The sequence below is a fragment of the Pseudomonas sp. KH_017 genome (genome assembly GCF_057840285.1).
The window spans coordinates 5553346-5579028 of record NZ_CM174509.1 but is presented as its reverse complement, the minus strand read 5'-3'; the positions used below and the strand labels follow the sequence as shown (position 1 = coordinate 5579028).

Here is a 25683-nt window from a genome sequence, read left to right as displayed (position 1 = left end):
AAAAAAAGCGCAGACCCGAGATCGGGCCTGCGCCGAGGGAATATCAGCCTTCTACTTTCGGAATCTTGCGCGGTGCCATGAAGTACATCCAGATCAGCGCAATGAAGTACATCGCTGGAATCATGGAGAACAGCACGGTGTAGTTGTTGTTGGTGATGGTCAGGATGTGGCCGACCAGTTGGGTCATGAACATCCCGCCAATCGCCGCACACATGCCGCCGAAGCCGAACACCGTACTCATCATGTGCTTGGGCGTGTAGTCCATCACCAGGCTCCAGATGTTCGCGGTCCAGGCCTGGTGCGCGCCGATGGCCAGGGAGATGGCGAACACCGCGACCCACAGGTTGCTGGAGCCGGCCGCCATGATCACGCCGATGATGCAGCAGGCGAACAGGAACATGGACATCAGTCGCGCCTTGATCGGGTTGACGCCGCGACCGATCAGGAACGAGGAGAGGATGCCGCCGCCAACGCTACCGAAGTCGGCAGTGAGGTAGATGATGATCAGCGGGATACCCATCTGGGTGACATTGATGCCCAGGTTGTATTGCTGGTTGAGGAATGGCGGCAGCCAGTACAGGTAGAACCAGAACACCGGCGCGGTGATCGAGTAGGCGAGGGCGAAGGCCCAGGTGCCACGCATGCGCAGGATTTTCGAGAACGGTACGCGGGTTTGTTCCGGTTCGACTTCGTTCTGGATGTAGTCCAGTTCCGACTGTTTGACGCTCGGGTGGTCTTCCGGGTTGAAGTACTTCAGGCCCCAGAACAGCAACCAGATCCCGCCCAGTGCCGACATGCACAGGAACGCGGCCTGCCAGCCCCAGACGTGCAGGATCAGCGGCAGCAGCATCGGGGTGAACATCGCACCGACGTTGGTGCCGGCGTTGAAAATGCCGGTGGCCACGGCACGCTCGCCGGCCGGGAACCACAGGCGTGTGGTTTTCACGCAAGCCGGGTAGTTGGCAGCTTCGGTCAGGCCGAGGATGAATCGGCAAACCATGAAGCCGACCGCCGAAGTGGCCAGGCCGTGGGCGCCGGTCGCCAGGCTCCAGAGCAGCACCGCGCAGAAGAACACGCGCTTGACGCCGACCCGGTCGATCAAGCGGCCTTGCAGCACGAAGCCGATGGCGTAACCGACCTGGAACCAGAAGTTGATGTTGGCGTAGTCCATCGCCGTCCAGCTCATTTCCTTGGCCAGGATCGGCTGCATCACGCCCAGGGCGGCGCGGTCGATGTAGTTCAGGGTGGTGGCGAAAAACACCAGTGCCAGCATGCCCCAACGGGTTTTGCCGACGGCCATGGCGCCGCGGATTTTGTCGCCGATGCCACCGGCAGTGACGTTCATGGCCGGAGCCATGCGTGAGCTTTGGGAAGGAATCATGTGTACCACCCGTTTTTTTGAATTTGTTATTTGGTGTTTTGGACATCGCGGCCGGTGCTGCGTGTCCGGACTTAATGTGAGGACGATGTTGCGCAGTGAACAAAAAATCGTCAATTCGCTATCGGCCATTGTGTTCGATAATCGAACACAAAACTAACTGGGTAGTACACTTTAAATTGCCCAATGGACAACCTGGCTCAATAATCCGCTCACTCTTTTAAAAGCGGCGCAAATTCCCTGTAGCCGAAGCCTCCACCGGGAGCCGAAAACATGCAGCGTTCCATTGCCACCGTATCCTTGAGCGGTACCCTGCCGGAAAAACTCGAAGCCATTGCCGCCGCCGGTTTCGACGGCGTCGAGATTTTCGAGAACGACCTTCTCTACTACGACGGCAGTCCGCGGGAAATTAAACAGATGTGCGCCGATCTCGGGATCGCCATCACGCTGTTTCAACCGTTCCGCGATTTCGAAGGCTGCCGCCGCGATCGCCTGTCGCGCAACCTGGAACGCGCCGAGCGCAAGTTCGACCTGATGCAGGAGTTGGGCACTGACCTGGTGCTGGTGTGCAGCAACGCCTCGGCCGAGTCCATCGGTGATGAGCAGATCCTGGTCGACGACTTGCGGCTGCTGGCTGAGCACGCCGGGGCACGCGGCCTGCGTATCGGTTACGAAGCGCTGGCCTGGGGCCGGCATGTGAATACCTGGCAACAGGTGTGGAACATCGTGCGTCAGGCCGATCACCCAAGCCTTGGCGTGTTGCTGGACAGCTTTCACACCTTGTCGCTCAAGGGCGATCCAAGCGCTATCGCCGAGATTCCAGGCGACAAGATTTTCTTCGTGCAAATGGCCGACGCGCCGATCCTGGCCATGGACGTGCTGGAGTGGAGTCGGCATTTTCGCTGCTTCCCGGGCCAGGGTGAATTCGACTTGCCGGGGTTCCTCGCGCCGATCATCAAGAGCGGCTACACCGGGCCGCTGTCGCTGGAGATCTTCAACGACGGTTTCCGCGCCGCGCCGCCACGAGCCAACGCCGCCGACGGCTTGCGTTCGTTGCTGTACCTGGAAGAGAAAACCCGCGAGCGCCTGGCGCAGGAAGCCAAGCCTGCGGCCAACTCCGAGATTCTGTTCGAAACGCCCAAGGCCAGTGAGTACAACGGCATCGAGTTTCTGGAATTTGCCGTGGACGAAAGCCTCGGCGCCAAACTCGCCCATTGGCTTGAGCGACTGGGTTTCGTCAAGGCCGGGCAGCATCGTTCCAAGAGCGTCAGCCTGATGCGCCAGGGCGATATCAATTTGATCCTCAACTCCGAGCCTTACTCGTTTGGTCACAGTTTCTTTGAGGCCCACGGCCCTTCGTTGTGCGCGACCGCCGTGCGGGTCAAGGACAGCGCCAGCGCGCTGGCTCGAGCTGTGGCCTACAAGGGCCAGCCCTATCGCGGACTGGTCGGCCCGAATGAACTGGAACTCGCCGCCGTGCGTGCGCCGGATGGCAGCCTGATTTATCTGGTGGATCAGGATGCCGACGTCTACGGCACCGACTTCAATCTGCTGGCGGATGCGCCGGTCAGCGGCGGCCTCAAGCGCATCGACCACATGGCCATGGCGCTGCCGGCCGACAGCCTCGACAGCTGGGTGCTGTTCTATAAGAGCCTGCTGGATTTCGAGGCGGACGATGAAGTCGTGCTGCCGGATCCTTACGGTCTGGTGAAGAGCCGGGCCTTGCGCAGCCGGGACAGTTCGATCCGCCTGCCACTGAACATTTCCGAGAACCGCAACACCGCGATCTCACACGCGCTGTCGAGTTATCGCGGCTCCGGTGTGCATCACATCGCGTTTGATTGTGATGACATCTTTGCCCAGGTCAGCCGTGCAAAAGAGGCGGGCGTGCCGCTGTTGGATATCCCGCTCAACTACTACGATGACCTGGCGGCGCGATTCGATTTCGACGACGAGTTCCTCAGCGAACTGGCCTACTACAACGTGCTGTACGACCGCGACGCCCAGGGCGGTGAGCTGTTTCATGTGTACACCGAGCCGTTCGAGGGGCGATTCTTCTTCGAGATCATCCAGCGTAAAAACGGTTATGCCGGCTACGGCGCCGCCAACGTCGCGGTGCGCCTGGCGGCCATGGCCAAATCCCGTAGCGGTGCATTGCGCCAGGCGAAGTTGTAGGAAATTCGTAAACGCGGGATTAAACGTGGGCTGCGCAGCTTCCTTCACCGTGCCGCGCAGCCCATAATCGCCAGCCTGTGCAGTGATGGCCGTGAGCCCGCAATGACAATGACCTCAGAACTCCCCGCAGCCTCCGTAGAACCTGGTACCGAGCCGCGCAAGAGTCGCAAGAACAACCCGGAAAAGACCCGCGAAAACATTCTGCAGGAGGCGATTGTCGAATTCGTCCAGCAGGGGCTTTCCGGGGCTCGCGTCGATGCCATCGCCGAGCGCATCCACACCTCCAAGCGCATGATCTATTACTACTTCGGCAGTAAGGAACAGCTCTACGTCGAGGTGCTGGAGAAACTCTACGGCGATATCCGCAACACTGAAAGTCGCCTGCACCTGGCGGAGCTGGCGCCGGTCGAAGCCATTCGGCGGCTGGTGGAGTTCACCTTCGATCACCATGATCGCAACGTCGATTTCGTGCGCATCGTCAGTATCGAGAACATTCACAACGCCGAGTACGTGAAGCGCTCCGATGCGATCAAGGCGATGAACAACACCATCCTTGATTCACTGGGCGAGATTCTGCGTCGCGGTGCCGAGCAGGGGCTGTTCCGTACCGGGCTTGATCCGCTGGATGTGCATTTGCTGATCAGTTCGTTTTGCTTCTATCGCGTCTCGAACCGCCACACCTTTGGTGAGATATTTCAGATCGACCTGCCGGACGAGCGCATCAAGCAGCGTCATCGCGAGATGATTTGCGAGTCGGTCCTGCGGTACCTGCAAGCCTGAGGCGTGGTGAGGGGATTACCCCCTCACTTCACTCATTCAGTCATTCATGCTCTGGAAATGCTCAAGCATCCGCTGGGCATCCGGTACCACGCCGCTGAACAACTCGAACGCCTTCACCGCCTGAAACACCGCCATGTTGCCGCCGTCCAGCGTCCGGCAACCAAGGGCGCGGGCGTTGCGCAGCAGTTCGGTTTCCAGTGGGAAGTAGACGATCTCCGCTACCCACAATTCGGCTCGCAGCAACTCCACCGGCACCGGCATGCCCGGCAGCTTTTTCATGCCCATCGGCGTGGTGTTCACCAGGCCGTCAGCCTGGGCCATGGCGCCGGCCAGGTCATACCCGGCCACCGCTCGAGCGACGCCGAAATGCTGATTGAGATTGTCAGCCAGATCCTGGGCGCGGCGGATGTCCACGTCAAAAATGCTCAGCTGTTGTACGCCTTCGCTCAACAACGCGTGGGCCACCGCCGCACCTGCGCCGCCGGCGCCCATCTGTACGACACGTTCAACGGCAACGCCCTTCAAACCCCGGCGAAAACCCTCGGCAAAACCCAGGCAATCGGTGTTGTGTCCGATGCGTTTGCCATCCTTGAGCACCACCGTGTTGACCGCACCGATGCCGCGGGCCTCCGGCGAGAGTTCGTCGAGCAGCGGGATGATCGCCTGCTTGCATGGAAAGGTGATGTTCAGCCCGGTGAAGTTCATCCGTTCGGCAGCCATCAACAGGTCGGGCAGGGCGTTGCTGTCGAGTTTCAACTGATCAAGATCAATCAGGCGATAGAGGTAACGCAGCCCTTGGGCATCGCCTTCATGCTCGTGCATGGCTGGTGTGCGGGAAGCCTGGATGCCGGCGCCAATCAGCCCGGCCAGTATCACGTGGTTCTGAGTCACGGCGATCACCCCTTCAAACGATGACTGAAGTGTTCCAGCGCCAGGCGATAGCCATGACTGCCAAAACCGGCCAGCACGGCGATGGCGATGGCTGAAACGAAGGAATGGTGGCGGAAGGGTTCGCGGGCGTGGACGTTGGACAGGTGGACTTCGATCACCGGCAGTTCGCTGGCGACCAGGGCATCGCGGATCGCAACGGAGGTGTGGGTCCACGCGGCAGGATTGATGACGATCCCGGCGCAGCGACCGCGGGCGGCGTGAATCCAGTCGAGCAATTCGCCTTCATGGTTGGTCTGGCGAAACTCCACTGCCAGGCCGAGTTCTTCGGCGGTACGTGCGCACAGGACCGAAATGTCTGCCAGGGTTTCGTGGCCGTAAGTCGCCGGTTCACGGGTGCCGAGCAGGTTCAGGTTCGGGCCGTTGAGCACCAGAACGATAGGGGACATCGGAATCTCTCCACTTATTATTTTTGGAATCGGCCGAGGACTTCAGCCTGTGGAGATAAATTGTACTAACTAGTTAATTTGGTCAATTGAAGTGACGACGCACTGGCTGTTTGTGGGCGGTGATCGGACACTTTCGCAGGTCAGCGCGGCAGGTGCTCCACAAGGAAATCGATAAACGCCCTCAAGCGCAGCGGTACATGGCGACTTTGCGGATACAGCAAGGTAAACGGCCGCGAGCGCCCACCATAGGGTTTGAGCACTTCCACCAGCGAGCCGTCGGCCAGTTCCTTTTCCACGATAAAACGATAGGTCTGAAACAACCCCGCCCCGTGTTTGGCCAAGGTGACACCGCCCAGCACATCGTCGGAACAACTGAGGCTGCCCTCGGCCAGAATCTCCCGGGGCACGCCTTCATCGTTGAACAACCAGGCAATGCGCCGGCCGCTGCTGGGCAATTCGTACTGAATGCATTCGTGGTTTTCGAGATCGTTGAGGGTTTGCGGAGTACCGGCCCGTTTCAGGTAATCAGGGCTGGCGATCATCACCAGGGCGGCATCTTCCAACGGTCGGGCGATCAGGCCGGAATCCGGGATGGCTCGCACGCGAATCGCCATGTCGTAGCCTTCGCCGACGAAATCGATGTTGCGATTACTGATGTGCGACTCGACCTTCACCGCCGGATAGCGCGCCCGAAATTCGGGCAACAAAGGCAGGATTCGATGATGCGCGTAGGTGGTCGGAATACTGATGCGCAATGTACCGGAAGGCACTTGCTGCTGGCCCATCACCTCGCGCTGGGCCTCGATCAGTTGCGCCAGGGCGAGGCGGCACTCCTCGTAATAGCGACGACCACTGTCGGTCAGCTTCACGCTGCGGGTGGTGCGCGCAAACAGACGCACGCCCAGGCGTTCCTCCATGCGCGACACCGAACGGCTCACCGCAGCGGGGGTGACGCCCGCCACCAGCGCCGCGGCAGTAAAACTGCCGGCCTCGGCGGCCAGGCAAAACAGCTCAATGCTGCCCAACTGAAGATCGTCGAATTGTCGCTGCATGATTGATTACACCGGGGATCAGATGAAGATACTGGATCAGTATTTATCAGGTGCCAGCGCTGTAATGAAAGGATTTCTTACCATTGCGCGCGGTGTTCCGCAGGGCCGGGTAACGCCAGGACGCTAGCCTGAGGACACAAGAAATGATTCGACGGCCAATGCCAGCGGTCGGGTTTTCCAGAGAATGTCGAATCCTCGGATTCATTAACCTAACGGATGGGTTAGCATGAAGGTATGCAATTACAAAGGACTGTCGGTAGTGATCATGTTGCGAGACGAGCATTGTCCGCCTCATGCGCATGTGGAGGCGGGTACGTGGAGTGCGAGATTCAGGTTCAGCTTTTGGCACAACGGTGTCGAGCTCTGGGATGTCGTTCCGCTTTCGCGTCGGCCACTGTTGGCGATACTTGAGGGATTGCGCCAATCGCTCCAGCAACCTGCCCATTTGCGGCGCGCCCGGGGCATCTGGTGGCGAAAATTACAAACGGCCTGTCTTGATAATCAACTGTGGGACTGGCAAAGCAACGAAGTCGTTGTGGTGAAAAGGGTTGTCAGTACCACCAATATGATTGGATCGGCTTGCTACGAACCTGAATCGAACAAGACGTTGCTGTCCCTGATAGGCGCACAGGAAGGTGTGGAGATCGAATTATGAAAACGATAAAAGCCAAGGTTCAGGCCGATAGTCCCGTAACGGAAAGTAGCCTGGACAACGCCATTGAACGTGGCGAACTACGTAGAAAAAATAGCCTGCAAGCGACAGCGGTTACCTACCTGACCCCCTGTCTGGTCGTTAGCTTCGAAGACGGCAGCGGCGTATTGTTGCCCGTGGCCAACTATCCGGAGTTCGATGATTTTGAGGTCGAGGACTACGCCAGTCTGACTGTCGGCTACGCGGGTACTGCCCTGTGCCATGAAGGCAAGGACCTGCATGTATCTATTGCGGGGATGATTTCTGCGAGCAAGCCGCTGATGGCCATGGCGGCCTCGGTCGTCGCTTCGCGCAATGGTCGCCAGAGCAGCGCCGCAAAGTCTGAAGCCGCGCGGGCCAACGGCAGGAAAGGCGGGCGCCCGCGCAAGGTCGATGTTGTCTTGTAAGTGCCCACAAAAAAGCCGTCGTGAAGACGGCTTTTTTGTGCCTGGCAGGCGCCATCAACGCCGGGTCAGCATCACCCCGGATTCCATGTGATGGGTCCACGGGAACTGGTCGAACATCGCGCATCGGGTGATGCGGTGGGTGTCGTGCAGTTGGGCGATATTGGCCGCCAGGGTCTCTGGATTGCAGGAGATGTACAGGATGTTGTCGAAGCGCCGGGTCAGCTCGCAGGTGTCCGGGTCCATACCGGCACGGGGCGGGTCGACGAACACGCTGCCGAACTCGTAGCTCTTGAGGTCGATGCCATGCAGACGCCGGAACGGGCGCACTTCATTCAGGGCTTCGGTCAGCTCTTCAGCGGACAAACGCACCAGGGTGACGTTATCCACCGCGTTTTCGCTGAGGTTGCTCAGCGCCGCGTTGACCGAGGTCTTGCTGATTTCGGTGGCCAGCACTTTGCGCACGCGGGTGGCGAGCGGCAGGGTGAAGTTGCCGTTGCCGCAATACAGCTCCAGCAAATCATCGGAGCGATCGCCAAGCGCATCGTACGCCCAGTTGAGCATCTTCTGGTTCACCGTGCCGTTGGGCTGGGTGAACGCGCCTTCAGGCTGGCGATAGCTGAAGGTGCGGCCGCCGACTTCCAGCTTCTCGACCACGTAATCGTGACCGATGACTTCGCGCTTGCCCTTGGAGCGGCCGATGATGCTGACGTTCAGGTCGGCCGCGAGTTTCGACGCCGCCGCATGCCAGTGCTCGTCCAGCGGGCGGTGATAGCACAGGGTGATCATCGCGTCGCCGGCCAGGGTGGTCAGGAACTCCACCTGGAACAGCTTGTGGCTCAGGGGCGCACTCGCTTGCCACGCTGCCTTCAGCTGCGGCATCAACTGGTTGATGCGCAGGCTGGCAATCGGGAACTCTTCGATCAGGATTGGCGTGCGTTTGTCTTCCTGGGAAAACATCGCGTAGTGACGCTCGCCGGCCTCGCGCCACAGGCGGAACTCGGCGCGCAGGCGGAAGTTTTTCAGCGGCGAATCGAAAACGGCTGGCTCGGGCGCATCGAACGGGGCCAGCAGGTCACGCAAGCGCGTGACCTTTTCTTCGAGCTGAACGGCGTAGGCCTGGGAATCAAAAGTCATGCGTTGAACCAACCCAGCTTGATCACGAACAGAATCGACAGGATCACCAGCGCCGGGTTCAGCTCACGGCCACGACCGGACATCAGCTTGATGGCGGTCCAGGAAATGAAACCGAAGGCGATGCCATTGGCGATGGAGTAAGTGAACGGCATTGCCAGCGCGGTGATCACCACCGGCGCGGCGACGGTAATGTCGTCCCAGTCTATTTCGGCCAGGCCGGATGTCATCAGCACGGCGACGAACAGCAGTGCCGGTGCAGTAGCGAAGGCTGGAACGCTGGCGGCCAGTGGCGAGAAGAACAGCGCCAGCAGGAACAGGAACGCGACCACGATGGCGGTCAGGCCGGTGCGGCCGCCGGCACTCACGCCAGCAGCGGACTCGATGTAGCTGGTGGTGGTCGAAGTGCCCAGCAGGGAACCGGCCATGGCGGCGGTGCTGTCGGCGATCAGCGCACGGCCCATTTTCGGCATGTGACCGTCTTTGCGCATCAGACCGGCGCGCTTGGCGACGCCGATCAGAGTGCCGGAGTTATCGAACAGATCGACGAACAGGAAGGCGAAGATCACGCTGACCAGACCGATGTCCAGCGCGCCCTTGATGTCCAGTTGCAGGAAAGTCGGGGCCAGGGACGGCGGCATCGACATCACGCCGCCGAACGGGGTGAAGCCCATCACGATCGAAACGATGGTCACCACCAGAATGCCGATCAGCACCGCACCGCGTATTGCAAGGGCTTCGAGGGCGACGATCAGGGCAAAACCGAGGGTGGCGAGGATCGGAGCCGGTTGTTTCAGGTCACCGAGGCCGACCATGGTCGCCGGGTTGCTGACCACGATACCGGCGTTGTGCAGGGCGATCAGCGCCAGGAACAGGCCGATACCGGCGGCAATCGCCGAGCGCAGCGGCAGCGGGATGCTGTTGATGATCCATTCACGGATGCGGAAGATCGACAACAGGAAGAAGCACACCGCCGAGATGAACACCGCCCCCAGCGCCACTTGCCAGGTATGGCCCATGTGCAGGACCACGGTGTAGGTGAAGAAGGCGTTCAGGCCCATACCCGGAGCAAGGGCGATCGGGTAGTTGGCGATCAGGCCCATGGTCGTCGAGCCGATGGCGGCGGCCAGGCAGGTGGCGACGAACACCGCGCCCTTGTCCATGCCGGTCTCGCCGAGGATGCTCGGGTTGACGAACAGAATGTAGGCCATGGCCAAAAAGGTCGTGACGCCCGCAAGAATCTCGGTCCGCACGTTGGTGTTGTGTGCCTTGAGTTGAAACAGCCTTTCCAGCATGTCTGCTCCCCGTGGCGCGCCGGGCGCCGTGAATGTATCGACCTCAACAGCAAAGCACAGGCAGCAGAACGCGCCTGAAATTACTGTGGGCCGGAAAAAGCCGCGCATCATACCAGTAGCTTGGGAATATGGCTGCTTTGGCGGTGATCGTCGTCGATGTTTTGCGACAAAGCCAAGTGCGCCATACTGCGCGCTGGTTTTTGGGGGAATGGGTCCTGCATGAAAAAGCGTCTGGTTGCCGCCTTCGGTGTATGGATGGCGTTGTTTCTCGGGGCTCAAACGGCCGTGGCGGCCTCGGCCCCGCCGCTGACGCAATTGAAAGTGCTCAAGGTCGCGTCGCCGTCCTGTGGTGTCGAGAACATCGACGAAGGGCAAACCCGGACGCGTTGCGATCACAATGGCCCGAACATCACGGTGTACGTGCTGGAGGTGGGTTACGGGCGTGAGGCCCATGTCGCCCTCGACGGTTTCGAGGTGAACGGCACACGGACGCCGGTTTGCGCGTTCAAGAACGGCAACCTGACCAGTTGCTCCCCCGGGGAAAAAACCGTCGGCTATTTGTACTCCCTCGATCTGGCGGGCAAGCAGGAAGGCACACTGACCTTCAGCAATACCTCGATCAACGCGCCCGGCAACACGATGTCGACGCAGCTTTACATCAAGTAAACACACGCCTCGAACAAGGGTCGGGAAAGCTGACTACGCTTAAAAGATCATTCCGTGGACAATACCTGATGACCTTTAGAGCCTTGATTGCCCTTGCCGAGGGCACCGACGACCTGCAAACCGTGACCCTGATCGACGTACTGCGCCGCGCCAAAGTAGAAGTGGTGGTGGCCAGTATCGAAGGGCGGCGCATGCTCACCTGCGCCCGCGGCACTCGCCTGACGTCCGATGCGATGCTGGTGGACTTGCTGGCGCAACCCTTCGACCTGATTGCCTTGCCCGGTGGTGCGGTGGGTTCACAGCACCTGGCAGCACACCAACCCCTGCAACAATTGATCAAGGATCAGGCGGCAGCCGGCCGCCTGTTCGCCGCCATCGCCGAAGCGCCCGCCGTGGCGCTGCAGGCCTTTGGCGTATTGCGTCAACGGCGCATGACCTGCCTGCCCTCGGCCAGTCATCAACTGTCGGGCTGTACCTTTGTCGATCAACCGGTGGTGGTCGACGGCAACTGCGTCACGGCCCAAGGCTCAGGCGCCGCTTTGGCGTTTGCCCTGGCACTGGTGGAGCAACTCTGCGGTAAAGCCATACGTACGGCGGTGGAAGGGGAGTTGTTGGTTTAGATTACTTCAGGCTTTCGCTTCTTCCTTCTCTTCATCTTTAGCCACGTGCATGCGATCGCGGCTCGCCAGTGTCGGGAACAGTTTGACCCACACCCCGGTCACCACCAGCGTGCCGATCCCGCCCATGACCACGGCTGGCACGGTACCAAACCAATGGGCAGTCAGGCCCGATTCGAATTCACCCAACTGATTCGAAGCACCGATGAACAGACCATTGACGGCGCTGACCCGACCGCGCATTTCGTCCGGGGTTTCCAGTTGAACGAACGAGGCGCGGATCACCATGCTGATCATGTCTGCCGCGCCCAACACCACCAGCACCGCCAGGGAAAACCAGAACGAGGTCGACAGGCCGAAGGCGATGGTTGCCACGCCGAAGATGCCTACGGCGGTAAACATCACCCGCCCGACGTTGCGCTCTACGGCAAACCGCGCCAGGAACAGCGACATCAGTAGCGCGCCCACCGCCGGTGCCGAGCGCAGCAGGCCCAGCCCCCACGGGCCGGTCAGCAGAATGTCCTTGGCGAACACCGGCAGCAGCGCCGTCGCACCACCCAATAGCACCGCGAACAGATCGAGGGAGATCGCCCCGAGAATGTCCGGACGACTGCGGATAAAGCGAATGCCCGCCAGCAGTGAGTCCAGAGTGGCCGTGCCCTTGTTCAGCGGGGTTTGCCGGGCCGGCAGGTTGAGCATCAGCGAACAGGCGATGACATACAAAAGCACCGTCGGGCCATACACCCAGACACTGCCGAAGGCGTAGAGCAAACCGCCGAGGGCCGGGGCGACGATGGTTGCCGATTGCTGAGCCGATTGCGCGGCGGCCACCGCACGGGGAAACAGCGCGCTGGGCACGATACTGGGCAGCAGGGCCTGGGTGGTCGGCATTTCAAAGGAACGAGCGGCACCGAGCAGGAAGGCCAGGATAAAGATCATTTCACGGGTGACATGGTCGGTCGCGCTGCCGATGGCCAACGACAGGGCGATCAATGCCTGCACGGACTGGCAGATCGCCGCAACCTTGCGCCGGTCATAGCGGTCGGCGACGTGCCCGGTGTGCAGCATGAACAGCACGCGCGGGGCGAACTCGACCAGGCCGACCAGACCCAGGTCGAGCACGTTGCCGGTCAGTTGGTACAGGTTCCAGCCGATGGCCACGGTGAGCATCTGGAAGCCGCTGGCGGTAAATACCCGGGCCAGCCAGAACGCGAGAAAAGGGCGATGGTGACGTAACAGCAAGGGCTCTTGGCTGGGCATCTGCGGGAAAATCTGGGGAGAGGGGAACGGCGAGATTATCACCAACCTGTAACAGAAAGTTGCCGTGTCAAAAAATTTAGTTAGCCAGACATCGATTTCCTCCAGGTTCCCACAGGAAATGTATTTCAGCTCGTGATCAAGGCCGTGAGGCAACTTGTCACGCGGCAAAAGACCACGCGGTTCATCCCCGAAATTGGGACTACTCTTTCAACGTTGATTGATCCAGATCAAAACCCACAAAAGGAATTGATCCGGCGGCCGCAAGGCCAGACTCCCTGCGTTGTGATGCGTGCAAAAAAAGAACAAACAGAGATTCGCCACACTCCATACCCGTGGGGGCCGTGGGTGCAGGCTTCCAGCCAGCAGCCGTACTACCTGACAGAGGAAGACTTATGTTCGGTTTAGAGGCACTTGATCTCGCCCGAATTCAGTTCGCGTTCACCATCTCGTTCCACATCCTGTTTCCGGCCATCACCATCGGCCTGGCGAGTTACCTGGCAGTACTCGAAGGCCTGTGGCTGAAAACCCATAACGACACCTACCGTGACCTCTACCATTTCTGGTCGAAGATCTTTGCCGTCAACTTTGGCATGGGGGTGGTTTCCGGCCTGGTGATGGCCTATCAGTTCGGCACCAACTGGAGCCGCTTCTCGGACTTCGCCGGTTCCGTGACCGGACCGTTGCTGACCTATGAAGTGCTCACTGCATTCTTCCTCGAAGCCGGGTTCCTCGGCGTCATGCTGTTTGGCTGGAACAAGGTCGGGCGTGGCCTGCACTTCTTCGCCACCGTGATGGTGGCCATCGGTACATTGATCTCCACGTTCTGGATTCTCGCTTCCAATAGCTGGATGCAGACCCCGCAGGGCTTCGAGATCGTCAACGGTCAGGTCATACCCACCGACTGGCTGGCGGTCATCTTCAACCCGTCGTTCCCGTATCGCCTGATGCACATGGCCACGGCGGCGTTCGTCGCCACGGCCTTCTTCGTCGGCTCCTCCGCGGCCTGGCATTTGCTGCGCGGCAAGGACAACCCGGCGATCCGCAAAATGCTCTCGATGGCCATGTGGATGGCATTGATCGTCGCGCCGATCCAGGCGGTCATCGGTGATTTCCACGGCCTCAATACGCTTGAGCATCAGCCGGCAAAAATCGCCGCGATCGAGGGGCACTGGGAAAACAAGGGTAACGAGGCGACTCCGCTGATCCTGTTCGGCTGGCCGGACATGAAGGAGGAAAAAACCAAGTTCGCCGTCGAAATCCCGTACCTGGGCAGCCTGATCCTCACGCACTCACTGGACAAGCAAGTCCCGGCGCTCAAGGAGTTCCCGCCTGAAGACCGACCGAATTCGACCATTGTGTTCTGGTCGTTCCGGATCATGGTGGGCCTGGGCATGCTGATGATCTTCACCGGTTTGTGGAGCCTGTGGCTGCGCAAGCGCGACTCCCTCTATACCTCGCGGCCGTTCCTGTACCTGGCGCTGTGGATGGGGCCGTCCGGCCTGATCGCGATCCTCGCCGGCTGGTTCACCACGGAAATCGGCCGTCAGCCATGGGTGGTCTATGGCCTGATGCGTACGGCGGATGCGTCGTCCAATCACAGCTTCATACAGATGAGCATCACCCTGATCCTGTTTGTCGTGGTTTATTTCGCGCTGTTTGGCGCCGGTCTTGGCTACATGATGCGCCTGGTGCGCAAGGGGCCGAAGACCGACGAAGGCAAGGAAACCAACGACGGAGGCCCGGGCCAGAAACGCACACCGGCCCGGCCGTTTTCCGCAGCCGACGACGATCACACCGATGCCGGCCACAGCCTGACCAAGGAGATTTGAATCATGGGTATTGATCTTCCGCTGATCTGGGCTGTGATCATCATCTTCGGCATCATGATGTACGTGGTCATGGACGGTTTCGATCTGGGTATCGGCATTCTCTTCCCGTTCATTCCGGGAAAAACGGATCGCGATGTGATGATGAACACCGTCGCCCCGGTCTGGGACGGCAACGAGACCTGGCTGGTGTTGGGTGGCGCGGCGTTGTTCGGCGCGTTTCCGCTGGCCTATTCGGTGGTGCTCTCGGCGCTGTACCTGCCGCTGATCCTGATGTTGATCGGGCTGATCTTCCGCGGCGTGGCCTTCGAGTTCCGCTTCAAGGCCAGGGACGACAAGCGCCACCTGTGGGACAAGGCGTTCATCGGTGGCTCGGTCACTGCGACGTTCTTCCAGGGCGTCGCGCTTGGCGCGTTCATCGATGGGCTGCCGGTGGTCAATCGGCAGTTCGCCGGTGGTTCACTGGACTGGCTGACACCGTTCACGATGTTCTGTGGTGCGGCGCTGGTGGTGGCGTATGCCTTGCTCGGTTGCACCTGGCTGATCATGAAGACCGAAGGCAAGTTGCAGGAGCAGATGCATGACCTGGCACGGCCATTGGCCTTCGTGCTGCTGGCGGTGATCGGCATTGTCAGCATCTGGACCCCTTTGGCCCACACGGATATCGCCGCACGCTGGTTCACCATGCCGAATCTGTTCTGGTTCATGCCGGTGCCGATCCTGGTGCTGGTGACGATGTACGGTCTGATCCGCGCCGTGGCCCGCAACGCGCACTACACGCCGTTCCTGCTGACCCTGGTGCTGATCTTCCTCGGTTACAGCGGCTTGGGCATCAGCCTGTGGCCGAACATCATCCCGCCGTCGATCTCGATCTGGGACGCCGCCGCGCCGCCGCAAAGCCAGGGCTTCATGCTGGTGGGCACGCTGTTCATCATCCCGTTCATCCTGGGCTACACCTTCTGGAGCTACTACGTGTTCCGCGGCAAGGTCACCCATGAAGACGGCTATCACTAGCCCTGTGCACCGCGAAACTTGTGGGAGCGAGCTCGCTCGCGATGGCGTCGGATGCGACGCCATCAATCTTGAAGAGGATTGACGTTATGGCCGCCAAACATTCCCTGCACGACATTGAAGAAGCCGAAAAAAAGCCGCTGTGGCAGCGGCTCGGCTGGTTGACCCTGATCTGGGCCGGCAGCGTGGGCGCCTTGTTCATCGTCGCCAGCCTGATGCGACTGTTCATGAACGCGGCCGGCCTGACCACGCACTGACATCTCTCCCGTGGCCTCGAGGCACGGATTTACGACCCTCCGACCGGAGGGTTTTTTTTGCCAGTTACTTGCGCGCCTTGAGGATCACGAATTTCGGATTGGCCGCCACTTGCTCGACGCCACGGAACAATCGCGCCAGCTTGCTGTGGTAGCCCAGGTGACGATTGCCGACGATGTACAACGCGCCGCCCACGACCAGCGCTTCGCGGGCCTGCTGGAACATCCGCCAGGCCAGGAAGTCGCCCACCACTTGTTGCTGGTGAAACGGTGGATTGCATAGCACGACGTCAAGCGATTGCGGTTCCTGGCCGGCCAGGCCATCACCGGCTTGCACGATCACTTCCCGTTCACCCAACGCTGCGTGCCAGTTCTCGGACGCCGATTGCACGGCCATGAAAGACTCGTCCACCAGCGTGTAGTGGGCCTCAGGGTTTTGCAGGGCGCTGGCGATAGCCAGGACGCCGTTGCCGCAACCGAGATCGGCGACCCGTGCCGAGCCAAGGTTTTTCGGCAGGTGTGGTAAAAACGCCCGGGTGCCGATGTCCAGGCCTTCGCGGCAAAACACATTGGCGTGGTTGAGCAGTTCGATGGCCGGTTCATCGAGTCTGTATCGCGTTGGGTAAGGCGACACCGCTGGCGTTTTGTCTTGAACCGCGGCAATCAATAGCCGCGCCTTCTTCACCGCCAACGAGGCTTGCACGGGGCCGATATAACGCTCCAGCAAGTCGCCCGCCGCCCGGGGCAGATGCTTGATCATGGCTGCGGCAACCACTTGGGCGCCGGGTGCCAATTGGCCTTGCAGGCGGATCAGTTGTTCTTCCAGCAGGGCCAGGGTTTTCGGTACACGGATCAGCACGTAGTCGAACGGCCCGGCAAGGGCTTCGCTGGCGGGTACGCTCGGCACCGCATCAAACGCCAGGCCGTTGCGCACCAGGTTCTTTTCCAGCCCCTGGAAAGCCAGGAACGAATCACCGCTGCTGACCACCTGCACCTTGCCCGCCAGGCTGGCTGCCAACGCGCCGAAACTGTCATTGAGCACCAATACCCGAGTGTCCGACGCCGGCTGCTGTTCGGCCAGATGATTGAGCAGGTATTCATCGGCCGCATCGAAAGCTTGCAGCGGTTCGTTCTGCTGTTCGGGCTGGCGGATCAGGTCGAGGCTGGCGAAGGGTGTTTCGAGCAAAGGCATGAGGCGGGGCTCTGGGTAATCAACGAATGTCCCGCTGCCCGAAGGCGTTGGAGCGGGCGGAGCCGTCCGAGTGAACTGCGTCGTGGAGGTCTACACGCCATCACTCAGGAGGGACCGCAAATGGTACGTTTTTTTTGCCTGGATTACCCGCAGGTTTTCCCGCAATCGGGCGCTTTCAGATGGCTCCGGAGCGGGCCGCGACGATGACTGCCGCAATCTTGTTGTTGACACCGAGCTTCTCGATAGCCCTGTGCACATGAAAGTTGACCGTGCGTTCACTCAAATTGAGGATCCTGGCAATTTCATAGGCCGTCTTGCCATCGGCCGACAGTTTCAATACTTCGAGTTCCCGCCGTGACAAGGGGGGAGCCTGAGGGCGAGCCGGTTTTCTCGGTTGCATCTCGAGCGCCAGAGCGTGCAAATGGCGACTGATGAACACCGAGAATCCGAGATTCTCGTACAGCTCATAAGCTGAAATCGGACAGTGGCTTCTGGCCAGGCTGAGAATACTGTGCAGGCCGCTCTCCTCATCGTGGATCGCCTGGGACCAGCCATGCCGCAAACCTTGTTGCTGCAGCAACTGCCATAGCCATGGCGTCCTGGAAAAAAGCTCTTCGCTCCAGAGAACAGGCAACGTTGAATGATTGCAGTGCGCCACTATCGGGTCTATTTGCGTGGTGTTGTTTTTCTCATATTGAATGTTCCATTCATGGGGGAAATTGTTCAGGCTCACCGGACTGGCGCCGGTCACGACTGAGTTCGAAGTAATTGAAAAGCCACAAAATTTATATCCAAGGTTTCTAGCGAAGTTAAGCGCGATTCGATAGGCAGTATTGATCTCTTGCGTATGCGCCAATTGGTTGAGCTGTGACTCCTTCCAGATCTCCATACAACGATCTCCATGAGTGTGTCTTCTGGGTGCAATATTGGATCCAATATCCGGCACGTCACGAAGTGTAGGACAGTTCCTACGGTGAAGGTGCGACAATTTTGCTCTTTTAACTCTTGGGAAGTGTGTTCCTGGTTCTTAGGCGATCGATGAGTTATAAAATGCCATATGGCATTTTATAATCATGGCTGTATGTCGCATTTAGTAAACAGTCACTAGTGCAGATTAATGTCACTACAAATTGTCGGTGGTTACGCTGCTTTCTTTGCGGGACACTGGGGTATCTTTGATTGGAGCCTTCCATGTCCGTCAGTGAAGAAAAATTTACCCGTCAGACCTTGCTCGAGGTTCATCCGCTGACCCCGAACCTGTTTACCCTGCGCGCCACGCGGGATGCAGGGTTCCGTTTTCGCGCGGGCCAGTTTGCCCGATTGGGCGTCACCAAGGCTGACGGCAGCACGGTATGGCGCGCCTACTCGATGGTGTCCTCGCCCTTTGACGAGTTCCTCGAGTTCTTTTCCATTGTCGTACCGGGCGGTGAGTTCACCAGCGAACTCAGCCGGCTGGGTGTTGGCGATGCATTGCTGGTCGACCGCCAGGCCTTCGGTTACCTGACGCTGGACCGGTTTGTCGATGGGCGTGATCTGTGGTTGTTAGCCACAGGCACGGGCATCGCGCCGTTCCTGTCGATACTCCAGGACTTCGAAGTCTGGGAGCGATTCGAGCGGATCATTCTGGTCTACAGCGTTCGCGAAGCCCGGGAACTGGCTTATCAGGAACTGGTCGCAGGGCTGGCGCAGCGTGAGTATCTGGCGGAGTACGCCCATAAACTGCAATTCATCACCACGGTCACTCGTGAACAGCATCCCGGCTCATTGAACGGGCGGATCACCACGCTGATTGAAAACGGCGAACTGGAGCGCGCCGCGGGTGTTGCGCTGACCCCTGAGCATTCTCGGGTCATGCTGTGCGGCAATCCGCAGATGATCGATGACACGCGCAAGCTGCTTAAACAGCGCGACATGCACTTGAGCCTCAGCCGGCGACCCGGCCAGGTGGCGGTGGAAAACTTCTGGTAAGAAAAACGGCGCCTCAAAGGCGCCGTTTTTTTGCTAATGCAGTCAAGGCCGGTTGTTCTGGGCCTTGAGCAAGTCGCGGATCTCGCCCAGCAACTCTTCTTCCTTGGTTGGAACCGGCGGCAGGCTAGGGGCCACGGCCTCTTCGCGCTTCAAGCGGTTGATGGCCTTGACGCCCATGAAGATCGCGAAGGCGACGATGACGAAGTCGATGATGGTCTGGATGAATTTGCCATAAGCCAGCACCACTGCCGGAGCAGCACCCTCCGCTGTCTTGAGCGTTATGGCCAGATCACTGAAGTCCACGCCACCGATCAGCATCCCGATTGGCGGCATGATCAGGTCACCGACAAACGACGTAACGATCTTGCCAAAGGCCGCACCGATGATGATACCGACGGCCATGTCGACCACGTTGCCTTTGACCGCGAAGGCCTTGAACTCATTGAGCACGCCCATAGGTTATTTCCTTGTTACAGATGAGGTTGATGCACGCAGTGTAAATCAGCAAATCGCTTCCTGCTCGAATCAACTGCCTGCTGTGCTTGCCAGCAATCGACCCGGGTGGTGTTGAAAAATTCACCGATTGATCTCATCTGTGGGGCGGCCAGGCCTTCTGCGGAGTTTTGCATACGACGATTTTTTTCAGCGAAATGGCGTCGTTTGTGTGGGCGAGCCAAGGTTGAGAGACCATCTCTGAATCGGGGCGTTAAAGATGATCTGGCAGTTAGTGGTCAGAAGGCTCTATTGAAAATTAATTGTAGTTGCAGTGGTATTAACTGTTTCGTTAGTTTTGGGTGTCGGACAAGTTGCGTGTTTCTCTGAATCAATGCTGCGTATTGTGTGAATGTTTTCGGAGTTGTGCATAAAGTATGTAAATGAATAAAGTTTGTACAGGTTTTCAAAACGTGCGATATGGCAAGTCACTAGAGTTTGTTGGCCGAGTTGAGAAAAATACTTATACAAGGTTTTGTATGGAGGGTGTATTTCAATATACCTGTATTTAATGGGGTTATTTGAAGTCATCAAAGGGGTTGCGAAATATCTGGCCGCACTCGCGCGCCTTGGCTGAGCTATCATCGCGTTTTTTTCCGGGAGTTCCGATGGCCAAGGCCAAGCGCATGTACGGCTGCACCGAGTGCGGCTCAACCTTCCCCAAATGGGCCGGCCAGTGCGGTGAGTGCGGGGCCTGGAACACACTCACCGAAACCATGGTGGAAAGCGGCGGGGCAGCCGCCCCCAGCGGTCGTACCGGGTGGGCCGGACAGCAGGCGCAGATCAAGACCCTGGCCGAAGTCAGTGTCGAAGAAATTCCGCGCTTCTCCACCGCTTCCAGCGAGCTCGACCGGGTTCTGGGTGGTGGTCTGGTGGATGGCTCGGTGGTGCTGATCGGTGGCGACCCTGGCATCGGCAAGTCGACCATTCTGTTGCAAACCTTGTGCAACCTCGCCAAGAGCATGCCGGCGCTGTACGTCACAGGTGAGGAATCCCAGCAGCAAGTGGCCATGCGTGCGCGGCGCCTGGGGTTGCCTCAGGATCAACTGCGGGTCATGACTGAAACCTGCATCGAAGCCATCATTGCCACGGCCCGTCAGGAAAAGCCCAAGGTGATGGTGATCGACTCGATCCAGACGATCTTTACCGAGCAACTGCAATCAGCACCGGGCGGTGTATCTCAGGTGCGTGAAAGCGCGGCGTTGCTGGTGCGTTATGCCAAGCAGAGCGGTACGGCGATTTTCCTGGTGGGCCACGTCACCAAGGAAGGCGCGCTGGCTGGCCCTCGGGTGCTGGAACACATGGTCGACACCGTGCTGTATTTCGAAGGCGAGTCCGACGGGCGCCTGCGCCTGCTGCGGGCGGTGAAGAACCGTTTCGGTGCAGTCAATGAGCTGGGTGTGTTCGGCATGACCGACAAGGGCTTGAAAGAAGTCTCCAACCCCTCGGCGATTTTTCTGACCCGTGCCCAGGAAGAAGTCCCGGGTAGCGTGGTGATGGCAACCTGGGAAGGCACGCGGCCAATGCTGGTGGAGGTTCAGGCGCTGGTGGACGACAGTCACCTGGCCAACCCGCGTCGGGTCACACTGGGGCTGGATCAGAACCGGCTGGCGATGTTGCTGGCGGTGCTGCACCGTCACGGTGGCATTCCGACCCACGACCAGGACGTGTTTCTCAACGTGGTCGGCGGGGTCAAGGTGCTGGAAACGGCGTCCGACCTGGCGTTGATGGCGGCGGTGATGTCCAGTTTGCGCAACCGGCCGTTGCCCCACGATCTGCTGGTGTTCGGTGAAGTCGGGCTTTCCGGTGAGGTGCGTCCAGTGCCGAGCGGTCAGGAGCGTTTGAAAGAAGCCGCCAAGCACGGCTTCAAGCGGGCCATCGTGCCCAAGGGTAATGCGCCGAAAGAGGCGCCGACGGGGTTGCAGATCATTGCTGTCACGCGTCTGGAACAGGCGTTGGATGCGTTGTTCGAATAATTAGCAGGGGAAACTCAAAACCTGTGGGAGCGGCGGTGCGGCGATCCGACTTGCTCGCGAAAGCGGTGTGTCAATCAACAGAGATGCTGAATGTACCGGCCTCTTCGCGAGCAAGTCGGATCGCCGCACCGCCGCTCCCACATTGGAATGGGATTGACCTTCAGATTTCGATCAGCGCACCCAATTCTCGCTCCAGCTCCTGCGGATCTGCGAGATTGAGCTCGATCAATCGCCGCAGGCGCTCAATGGATTCCAGGCTGATGTGCCGACAGACAAAGCCGAGCTGGCCGTGGTCTTCGTGGGTCAGGTGCAAATCCATGGCGATATCGACGTCATCGCTCAGATGAATATCCACTGAAAAATCCTGCTGGCGATTGCCCTGCCAGTGTTCGGGTCGCTCGATCAGCAACCCCTTGAGCGACAGATCAATCAATTTTACCTGCCAACTGGACTCACCCTGACTCAGCTCGGTTCGGGCATCGAACGCAATACGTTTGAAGCGGCGACGTTCGGCAGGGTGCTCGCTCATGGTGCGATCCTCGGATAGATACTGACTATAGACCCGCGTGATCAAAGGCATGCCAGCGCATGCAGGTGTCCAGACCAATGTCGGGGTATGGTCTTTGTCGTCAGGAGCGCTAAACTCGGTGAGGCTGTCTTTCTTGTCCACTCTGGCTGGAATAAAAAAATGAAAAATAATAATAGCCCGCTACGCCATTTGCCTTGGCTGGTGTTGGCAATCGTAGGTGCGTGCGCTCTGGGTGTCGTGGCATTGCGCCGAGGCGAGGCAATCAACGCCTTGTGGATTGTGGTCGCTGCCGTGGCCATCTATCTGGTCGCCTACCGCTACTACAGTCTGTTCATCGCTAACAATGTCATGCAGCTCGATGCGCGACGGGCCACTCCCGCTGTGCTCAACAACGACGGTCTGGACTACGTTCCAACCAACAAACACATTCTTTTTGGTCACCACTTCGCGGCCATTGCCGGCGCGGGGCCTTTGGTCGGTCCAGTATTGGCGGCGCAGATGGGCTACCTGCCCGGCACGCTGTGGCTGATCGCCGGCGTGGTGCTGGCCGGTGCGGTTCAGGACTTCATGGTCCTGTTCATGTCCACCCGCCGCAATGGCCGCTCGCTGGGCGACATGGTCCGTGAAGAAATGGGCCGCATCCCCGGCACCATCGCGCTATTCGGCTGCTTCCTGATCATGATCATCATCCTCGCGGTGCTGGCGTTGATCGTGGTCAAGGCCCTGGCCGAAAGCCCTTGGGGCATTTTCACGGTGATGGCGACCATCCCGATCGCGATGTTCATGGGCATCTACATGCGCTACATCCGCCCGGGTCGCATCGGTGAGATCTCGGTCATCGGTGTGCTGTTGCTGCTCGGTTCGATCTGGCTGGGCGGGCAGATCGCTGCTGATCCGGTATGGGCCAAGGCATTCAGCTTTACCGGTATCCAGATCACCTGGATGCTGATCGGTTACGGTTTTGTCGCAGCGGTATTGCCGGTGTGGCTGATCCTGGCACCCCGTGACTACCTCTCCACGTTCCTGAAGATCGGCACCATCGTCGCATTGGCCATCGGTATCCTGGTGACCATGCCCGAGCTGAAAATGCCGGCCCTGACCCAATTCGTCGACGGCACTGGTCCGGTATGGAAGGGCGGTTTGTTCCCGTTCCTGTTCATCACCATCGCCTGTGGCGCGGTATCGGGTTTCCACGCGCTGATCTCCTCCGGGACCACGCCGAAACTGCTGGATAACGAAACCAACGCCCGCTACATCGGTTACGGCGGCATGCTGATGGAGTCGTTCGTGGCGATCATGGCGATGGTCGCCGCATCGGTGATCGAGCCTGGCGTGTACTTCGCCATGAACAGCCCGGCGGCTGTGGTCGGCGGTGATGTGGTGGCTGTTGCGACAGCCGTCAGCAACTGGGGTTTTGCGATTACCCCGGAAGCCCTGCAAGCGGTAGCCCACGACATTGGTGAAACCACGATCCTGGCCCGTGCCGGCGGTGCACCGACCCTGGCGGTGGGGATCGCGCAGATCCTGCACAGTGTCCTGCCGGGCGAGAACACCATGGCGTTCTGGTACCACTTCGCGATCCTGTTCGAAGCGCTGTTCATCCTGACGGCGGTCGACGCCGGTACCCGTGCCGGGCGCTTCATGCTCCAGGACTTGCTCGGCTCCTTCGTGCCGGCGCTCAAACGCACCGAATCCTGGACCGCCAACCTGATCGCCACCGCCGGTTGTGTGGCGATGTGGGGCTGGTTGCTGTATCAGGGCGTGATCGATCCGTTGGGGGGTATCAACACCCTGTGGCCGCTGTTCGGTATCTCCAACCAGATGCTGGCCGGTATCGCGCTGATGCTCGGCACCGTCGTGTTGATCAAGATGAAACGCCAGCGTTATGTCTGGGTCACCATGTTGCCGGCGGTGTGGCTGTTGATCTGCACCACGACAGCGGGCTTCATCAAGCTGTTCGACGCCAACCCGGCGATCGGCTTCCTGTCGCTGGCCAAGAAATACAGCGATGCCTTGGCCAACGGCCAGATCCTCGCCCCGGCCAAGGACATCACCCAGATGCAGCACGTGATCTTCAACGCCTACACCAACGCAACGCTGACCGCGCTGTTCCTGTTCGTGGTGTTCAGCATCCTGTTCTATGCACTCAAGGTCGGTATTGCCGCCTGGGGTAAAAAAGAACGTACGGATAAAGAATCGCCATTCCAGGCGTTGCCGGATGCGTAACCAGAGGATTGCAGCATGTTCAATGACTTGAGTCGCCTCGGTAAATACCTCGGTCAGGCTGCGCGCCTGATGGTCGGCATGCCCGACTACGACAACTACGTCGAGCATATGCAGACCAAGCACCCGGACAAACCGGTGATGAGCTATGAGATGTTCTTTCGCGAGCGTCAGGAAGCCCGTTACGGTGGCAAGGGTGGGCCGAAGTGCTGTTGATCCGACAGCCTGGTTGAGGCAGTCCCCCTGTGGGAGCGGGCTTGCCCGCGAAAGCGGTGTGTCATTCAACATTCATGTCGACTGACACGCCACCTTCGCGGGCAAGCCCGCTCCCACATTTGTTTTGTGTTGTTTTTTCACTGTGTGAAAAAGGAGATCCAGTTTGTCCTCTCCCATCCCGGTCACGATCCTCAGCGGCTTCCTCGGCGCTGGCAAGACCACTTTGTTGCGTCACCTGCTCAAGGCCGAGCACGGCCTGAAAATTGCCGTGATCGAGAACGAATTCAGCGATGCCGGTATCGATACCCAGTTGTTGGGCGATGAACCGGTACAAGTGATGACACTGTCCAACGGCTGCGTCTGCTGCACCATCCATACGGACCTGACCAAAGCGCTTTATCTGTTGCTCGAGCGTCTGGACAGCGGCGACATCGCCTTCGACCGCCTGGTGATCGAGTGCACCGGTCTGGCCGATCCGGCACCGGTGGCACAAACCTTTTTCATCGACGAAGAGCTGCGCGAGCGCTATATCCTCGACGGCATCATCACGCTGGTCGACGCGGCACATGCCGACTTGCACCTGACCCAGACCATCGCCCAGGCGCAGATCGGATTCGCCGACCGCTTGCTGGTGAGCAAGCGTGATCTGGTGGACGAGCCGACCTTCACCGCGTTGAGCGAGCGCCTGACCCGCATCAACCGGCGTGCGCCTATCCGCGTGGTCGACCACGGCAAGATCGACCTGGCCGAATTGCTCGATGTACGTGGCTTCAACCTCAATGCCGACCTCGGTGGTGGCGTGAGTTTGCGCCCGGTCAGCCAGGCTGCTCCGTCCATAGACCGCATTTCCAGCCTGGTGCTGCGCACTGAAAAACCGCTGGATATCGACAAGCTCAGTGAGTTCATGAACGAGTTGCTGGAGGAGCATGGCAAGCAGTTGCTGCGCTACAAAGGCGTGTTGAATATCCTTGGCGAATCGCGTCGCATGGTGTTTCAGGGGGTGCTGAAGCTTTATGGTTTCGACTGGGATACCGAGTGGGCTGAAGACGAAGTGCGCGAGAGCGTGATCGTGTTCATTGCCGATGATTTGCCAGAGGAAAAGATTCGCGAGGGATTTGCGCGGGCGGTTGCGGATCAGAAGTGAATTTTTTGTTGGCTGGAGGGGCCTCTTCGCGAGCAAGCCCGCTCCCACATTCGACCGCATTCT

General features: G+C 59.3%; 25 protein-coding genes. 14 read left to right on the top strand and 11 right to left on the bottom strand.

The features are described from left to right. Positions 1-43: 43 nt before the first annotated feature. On the bottom strand, positions 44-1381 hold the full coding sequence (locus tag AC3IT6_RS25405) for an MFS transporter (RefSeq protein WP_489353503.1): 1338 nt from the start codon (positions 1379-1381) through the stop codon (positions 44-46). A gap of 270 nt (positions 1382-1651) precedes the next feature. Here AC3IT6_RS25405 and quiC point away from each other — a divergent pair, with 270 nt between their 5' ends. Next, entirely contained in the window at positions 1652-3553 is a 1902-nt protein-coding gene (quiC, locus tag AC3IT6_RS25400) for a 3-dehydroshikimate dehydratase QuiC (protein WP_489353502.1), read from the top strand. A gap of 102 nt (positions 3554-3655) precedes the next feature. After that, positions 3656-4333 (top strand): TetR/AcrR family transcriptional regulator, encoded by a 678-nt coding sequence (locus AC3IT6_RS25395; protein WP_489353501.1) that lies wholly within the window; start codon positions 3656-3658, stop codon positions 4331-4333. Between the two features lie 36 nt (positions 4334-4369). On the opposite strand, the gene AC3IT6_RS25390 is transcribed toward AC3IT6_RS25395, so the two are convergent. The 3 genes from AC3IT6_RS25390 to AC3IT6_RS25380 form a co-directional block, all read right to left on the bottom strand. Further along, complete coding sequence (locus tag AC3IT6_RS25390; protein ID WP_489353500.1) at positions 4370-5224, bottom strand: shikimate dehydrogenase; 855 nt, start codon at positions 5222-5224, stop codon at positions 4370-4372. Positions 5225-5229: 5 nt separating this feature from the next. Beyond that, positions 5230-5670 (bottom strand): type II 3-dehydroquinate dehydratase, encoded by a 441-nt coding sequence (aroQ, locus tag AC3IT6_RS25385; RefSeq protein WP_489353499.1) that lies wholly within the window; start codon positions 5668-5670, stop codon positions 5230-5232. Between the two features lie 140 nt (positions 5671-5810). After that, positions 5811-6722 carry a LysR family transcriptional regulator gene (locus AC3IT6_RS25380; protein WP_489353498.1) on the bottom strand — a complete coding sequence of 304 codons (912 nt, stop codon included), beginning with the start codon at positions 6720-6722 and terminating at the stop codon, positions 5811-5813. A 226-nt stretch (positions 6723-6948) separates the two neighbouring features. On the opposite strand from AC3IT6_RS25380, the gene AC3IT6_RS25375 reads away from it, so the two are divergent. Both AC3IT6_RS25375 and AC3IT6_RS25370 read left to right on the top strand, forming a co-directional pair. Beyond that, positions 6949-7377, top strand: coding sequence for a DUF4160 domain-containing protein (locus AC3IT6_RS25375; RefSeq protein WP_489353497.1), 429 nt, complete (start codon positions 6949-6951; stop codon positions 7375-7377). Further along, positions 7374-7820, top strand: coding sequence for a DUF2442 domain-containing protein (locus AC3IT6_RS25370; RefSeq protein ID WP_489353496.1), 447 nt, complete (start codon positions 7374-7376; stop codon positions 7818-7820). The genes AC3IT6_RS25375 and AC3IT6_RS25370 overlap by 4 nt, the downstream gene beginning before the upstream one ends. Positions 7821-7874: 54 nt before the next feature. On the opposite strand, the gene trmA is transcribed toward AC3IT6_RS25370, so the two are convergent. After that, positions 7875-8954, bottom strand: coding sequence for a tRNA (uridine(54)-C5)-methyltransferase TrmA (trmA, locus tag AC3IT6_RS25365; RefSeq protein ID WP_160385687.1), 1080 nt, complete (start codon positions 8952-8954; stop codon positions 7875-7877). Next, positions 8951-10246, bottom strand: coding sequence for an NCS2 family permease (locus tag AC3IT6_RS25360; protein WP_223449029.1), 1296 nt, complete (start codon positions 10244-10246; stop codon positions 8951-8953). The genes trmA and AC3IT6_RS25360 overlap by 4 nt, the downstream gene beginning before the upstream one ends. 219 nt (positions 10247-10465) lie before the next feature. On the opposite strand from AC3IT6_RS25360, the gene AC3IT6_RS25355 reads away from it, so the two are divergent. Next, complete coding sequence (locus AC3IT6_RS25355) at positions 10466-10912, top strand: DUF4879 domain-containing protein (RefSeq protein WP_489353495.1); 447 nt, start codon at positions 10466-10468, stop codon at positions 10910-10912. Positions 10913-10980: 68 nt separating this feature from the next. Next, the gene (locus AC3IT6_RS25350; RefSeq protein WP_223449027.1) at positions 10981-11532 is read left to right on the top strand and encodes a DJ-1 family glyoxalase III; all 552 of its coding nucleotides are present in this window, start codon (positions 10981-10983) and stop codon (positions 11530-11532) included. Positions 11533-11538: 6 nt separating this feature from the next. On the opposite strand, the gene AC3IT6_RS25345 is transcribed toward AC3IT6_RS25350, so the two are convergent. Continuing rightward, positions 11539-12789: an MFS transporter gene (locus tag AC3IT6_RS25345; RefSeq protein WP_489353494.1), complete on the bottom strand. Its 1251-nt coding sequence runs from the start codon at positions 12787-12789 to the stop codon at positions 11539-11541. Between the two features lie 392 nt (positions 12790-13181). Between AC3IT6_RS25345 and AC3IT6_RS25340 the strand changes: the two genes are divergently transcribed. The 3 genes from AC3IT6_RS25340 to AC3IT6_RS25330 all read left to right on the top strand — a co-directional run bounded on the left by AC3IT6_RS25340 (position 13182) and on the right by AC3IT6_RS25330 (position 15883). Next, complete coding sequence (locus AC3IT6_RS25340) at positions 13182-14618, top strand: cytochrome ubiquinol oxidase subunit I (RefSeq protein ID WP_489353493.1); 1437 nt, start codon at positions 13182-13184, stop codon at positions 14616-14618. Positions 14619-14621: 3 nt separating this feature from the next. After that, the gene (gene cydB, locus AC3IT6_RS25335; RefSeq protein WP_056728750.1) at positions 14622-15629 is read left to right on the top strand and encodes a cytochrome d ubiquinol oxidase subunit II; all 1008 of its coding nucleotides are present in this window, start codon (positions 14622-14624) and stop codon (positions 15627-15629) included. A gap of 86 nt (positions 15630-15715) precedes the next feature. Beyond that, complete coding sequence (locus tag AC3IT6_RS25330; protein ID WP_489353492.1) at positions 15716-15883, top strand: DUF2474 domain-containing protein; 168 nt, start codon at positions 15716-15718, stop codon at positions 15881-15883. A gap of 64 nt (positions 15884-15947) precedes the next feature. Here the strand turns inward: AC3IT6_RS25330 and AC3IT6_RS25325 are convergent, their stop codons facing one another. Continuing rightward, complete coding sequence (locus AC3IT6_RS25325; protein WP_489353491.1) at positions 15948-17072, bottom strand: methyltransferase; 1125 nt, start codon at positions 17070-17072, stop codon at positions 15948-15950. Between the two features lie 175 nt (positions 17073-17247). Then, positions 17248-17961, bottom strand: coding sequence for a helix-turn-helix transcriptional regulator (locus AC3IT6_RS25320; protein WP_489353490.1), 714 nt, complete (start codon positions 17959-17961; stop codon positions 17248-17250). 302 nt (positions 17962-18263) lie between these two features. On the opposite strand from AC3IT6_RS25320, the gene AC3IT6_RS25315 reads away from it, so the two are divergent. After that, positions 18264-19040: a ferredoxin--NADP reductase gene (locus AC3IT6_RS25315; RefSeq protein ID WP_489353489.1), complete on the top strand. Its 777-nt coding sequence runs from the start codon at positions 18264-18266 to the stop codon at positions 19038-19040. A gap of 42 nt (positions 19041-19082) precedes the next feature. Here the strand turns inward: AC3IT6_RS25315 and mscL are convergent, their stop codons facing one another. Further along, positions 19083-19496 (bottom strand): large-conductance mechanosensitive channel protein MscL, encoded by a 414-nt coding sequence (gene mscL, locus AC3IT6_RS25310; RefSeq protein WP_489353488.1) that lies wholly within the window; start codon positions 19494-19496, stop codon positions 19083-19085. 644 nt (positions 19497-20140) lie between these two features. On the opposite strand from mscL, the gene radA reads away from it, so the two are divergent. Continuing rightward, entirely contained in the window at positions 20141-21508 is a 1368-nt protein-coding gene (gene radA, locus AC3IT6_RS25305) for a DNA repair protein RadA (protein ID WP_223500323.1), read from the top strand. Positions 21509-21668: 160 nt separating this feature from the next. Here radA and AC3IT6_RS25300 read toward each other — a convergent pair whose 3' ends face one another. Further along, the gene (locus tag AC3IT6_RS25300; RefSeq protein ID WP_489353487.1) at positions 21669-22037 is read right to left on the bottom strand and encodes a PilZ domain-containing protein; all 369 of its coding nucleotides are present in this window, start codon (positions 22035-22037) and stop codon (positions 21669-21671) included. A gap of 159 nt (positions 22038-22196) precedes the next feature. On the opposite strand from AC3IT6_RS25300, the gene AC3IT6_RS25295 reads away from it, so the two are divergent. The 3 genes from AC3IT6_RS25295 to yjiA all read left to right on the top strand — a co-directional run bounded on the left by AC3IT6_RS25295 (position 22197) and on the right by yjiA (position 25620). Further along, entirely contained in the window at positions 22197-24263 is a 2067-nt protein-coding gene (locus tag AC3IT6_RS25295; protein ID WP_057713219.1) for a carbon starvation CstA family protein, read from the top strand. A 15-nt stretch (positions 24264-24278) separates the two neighbouring features. Next, complete coding sequence (locus tag AC3IT6_RS25290; protein ID WP_007895266.1) at positions 24279-24476, top strand: YbdD/YjiX family protein; 198 nt, start codon at positions 24279-24281, stop codon at positions 24474-24476. A 163-nt stretch (positions 24477-24639) separates the two neighbouring features. After that, complete coding sequence (gene yjiA / locus AC3IT6_RS25285) at positions 24640-25620, top strand: GTPase (protein WP_489353486.1); 981 nt, start codon at positions 24640-24642, stop codon at positions 25618-25620. The last annotated feature ends 63 nt before the right edge of the window (positions 25621-25683 follow it).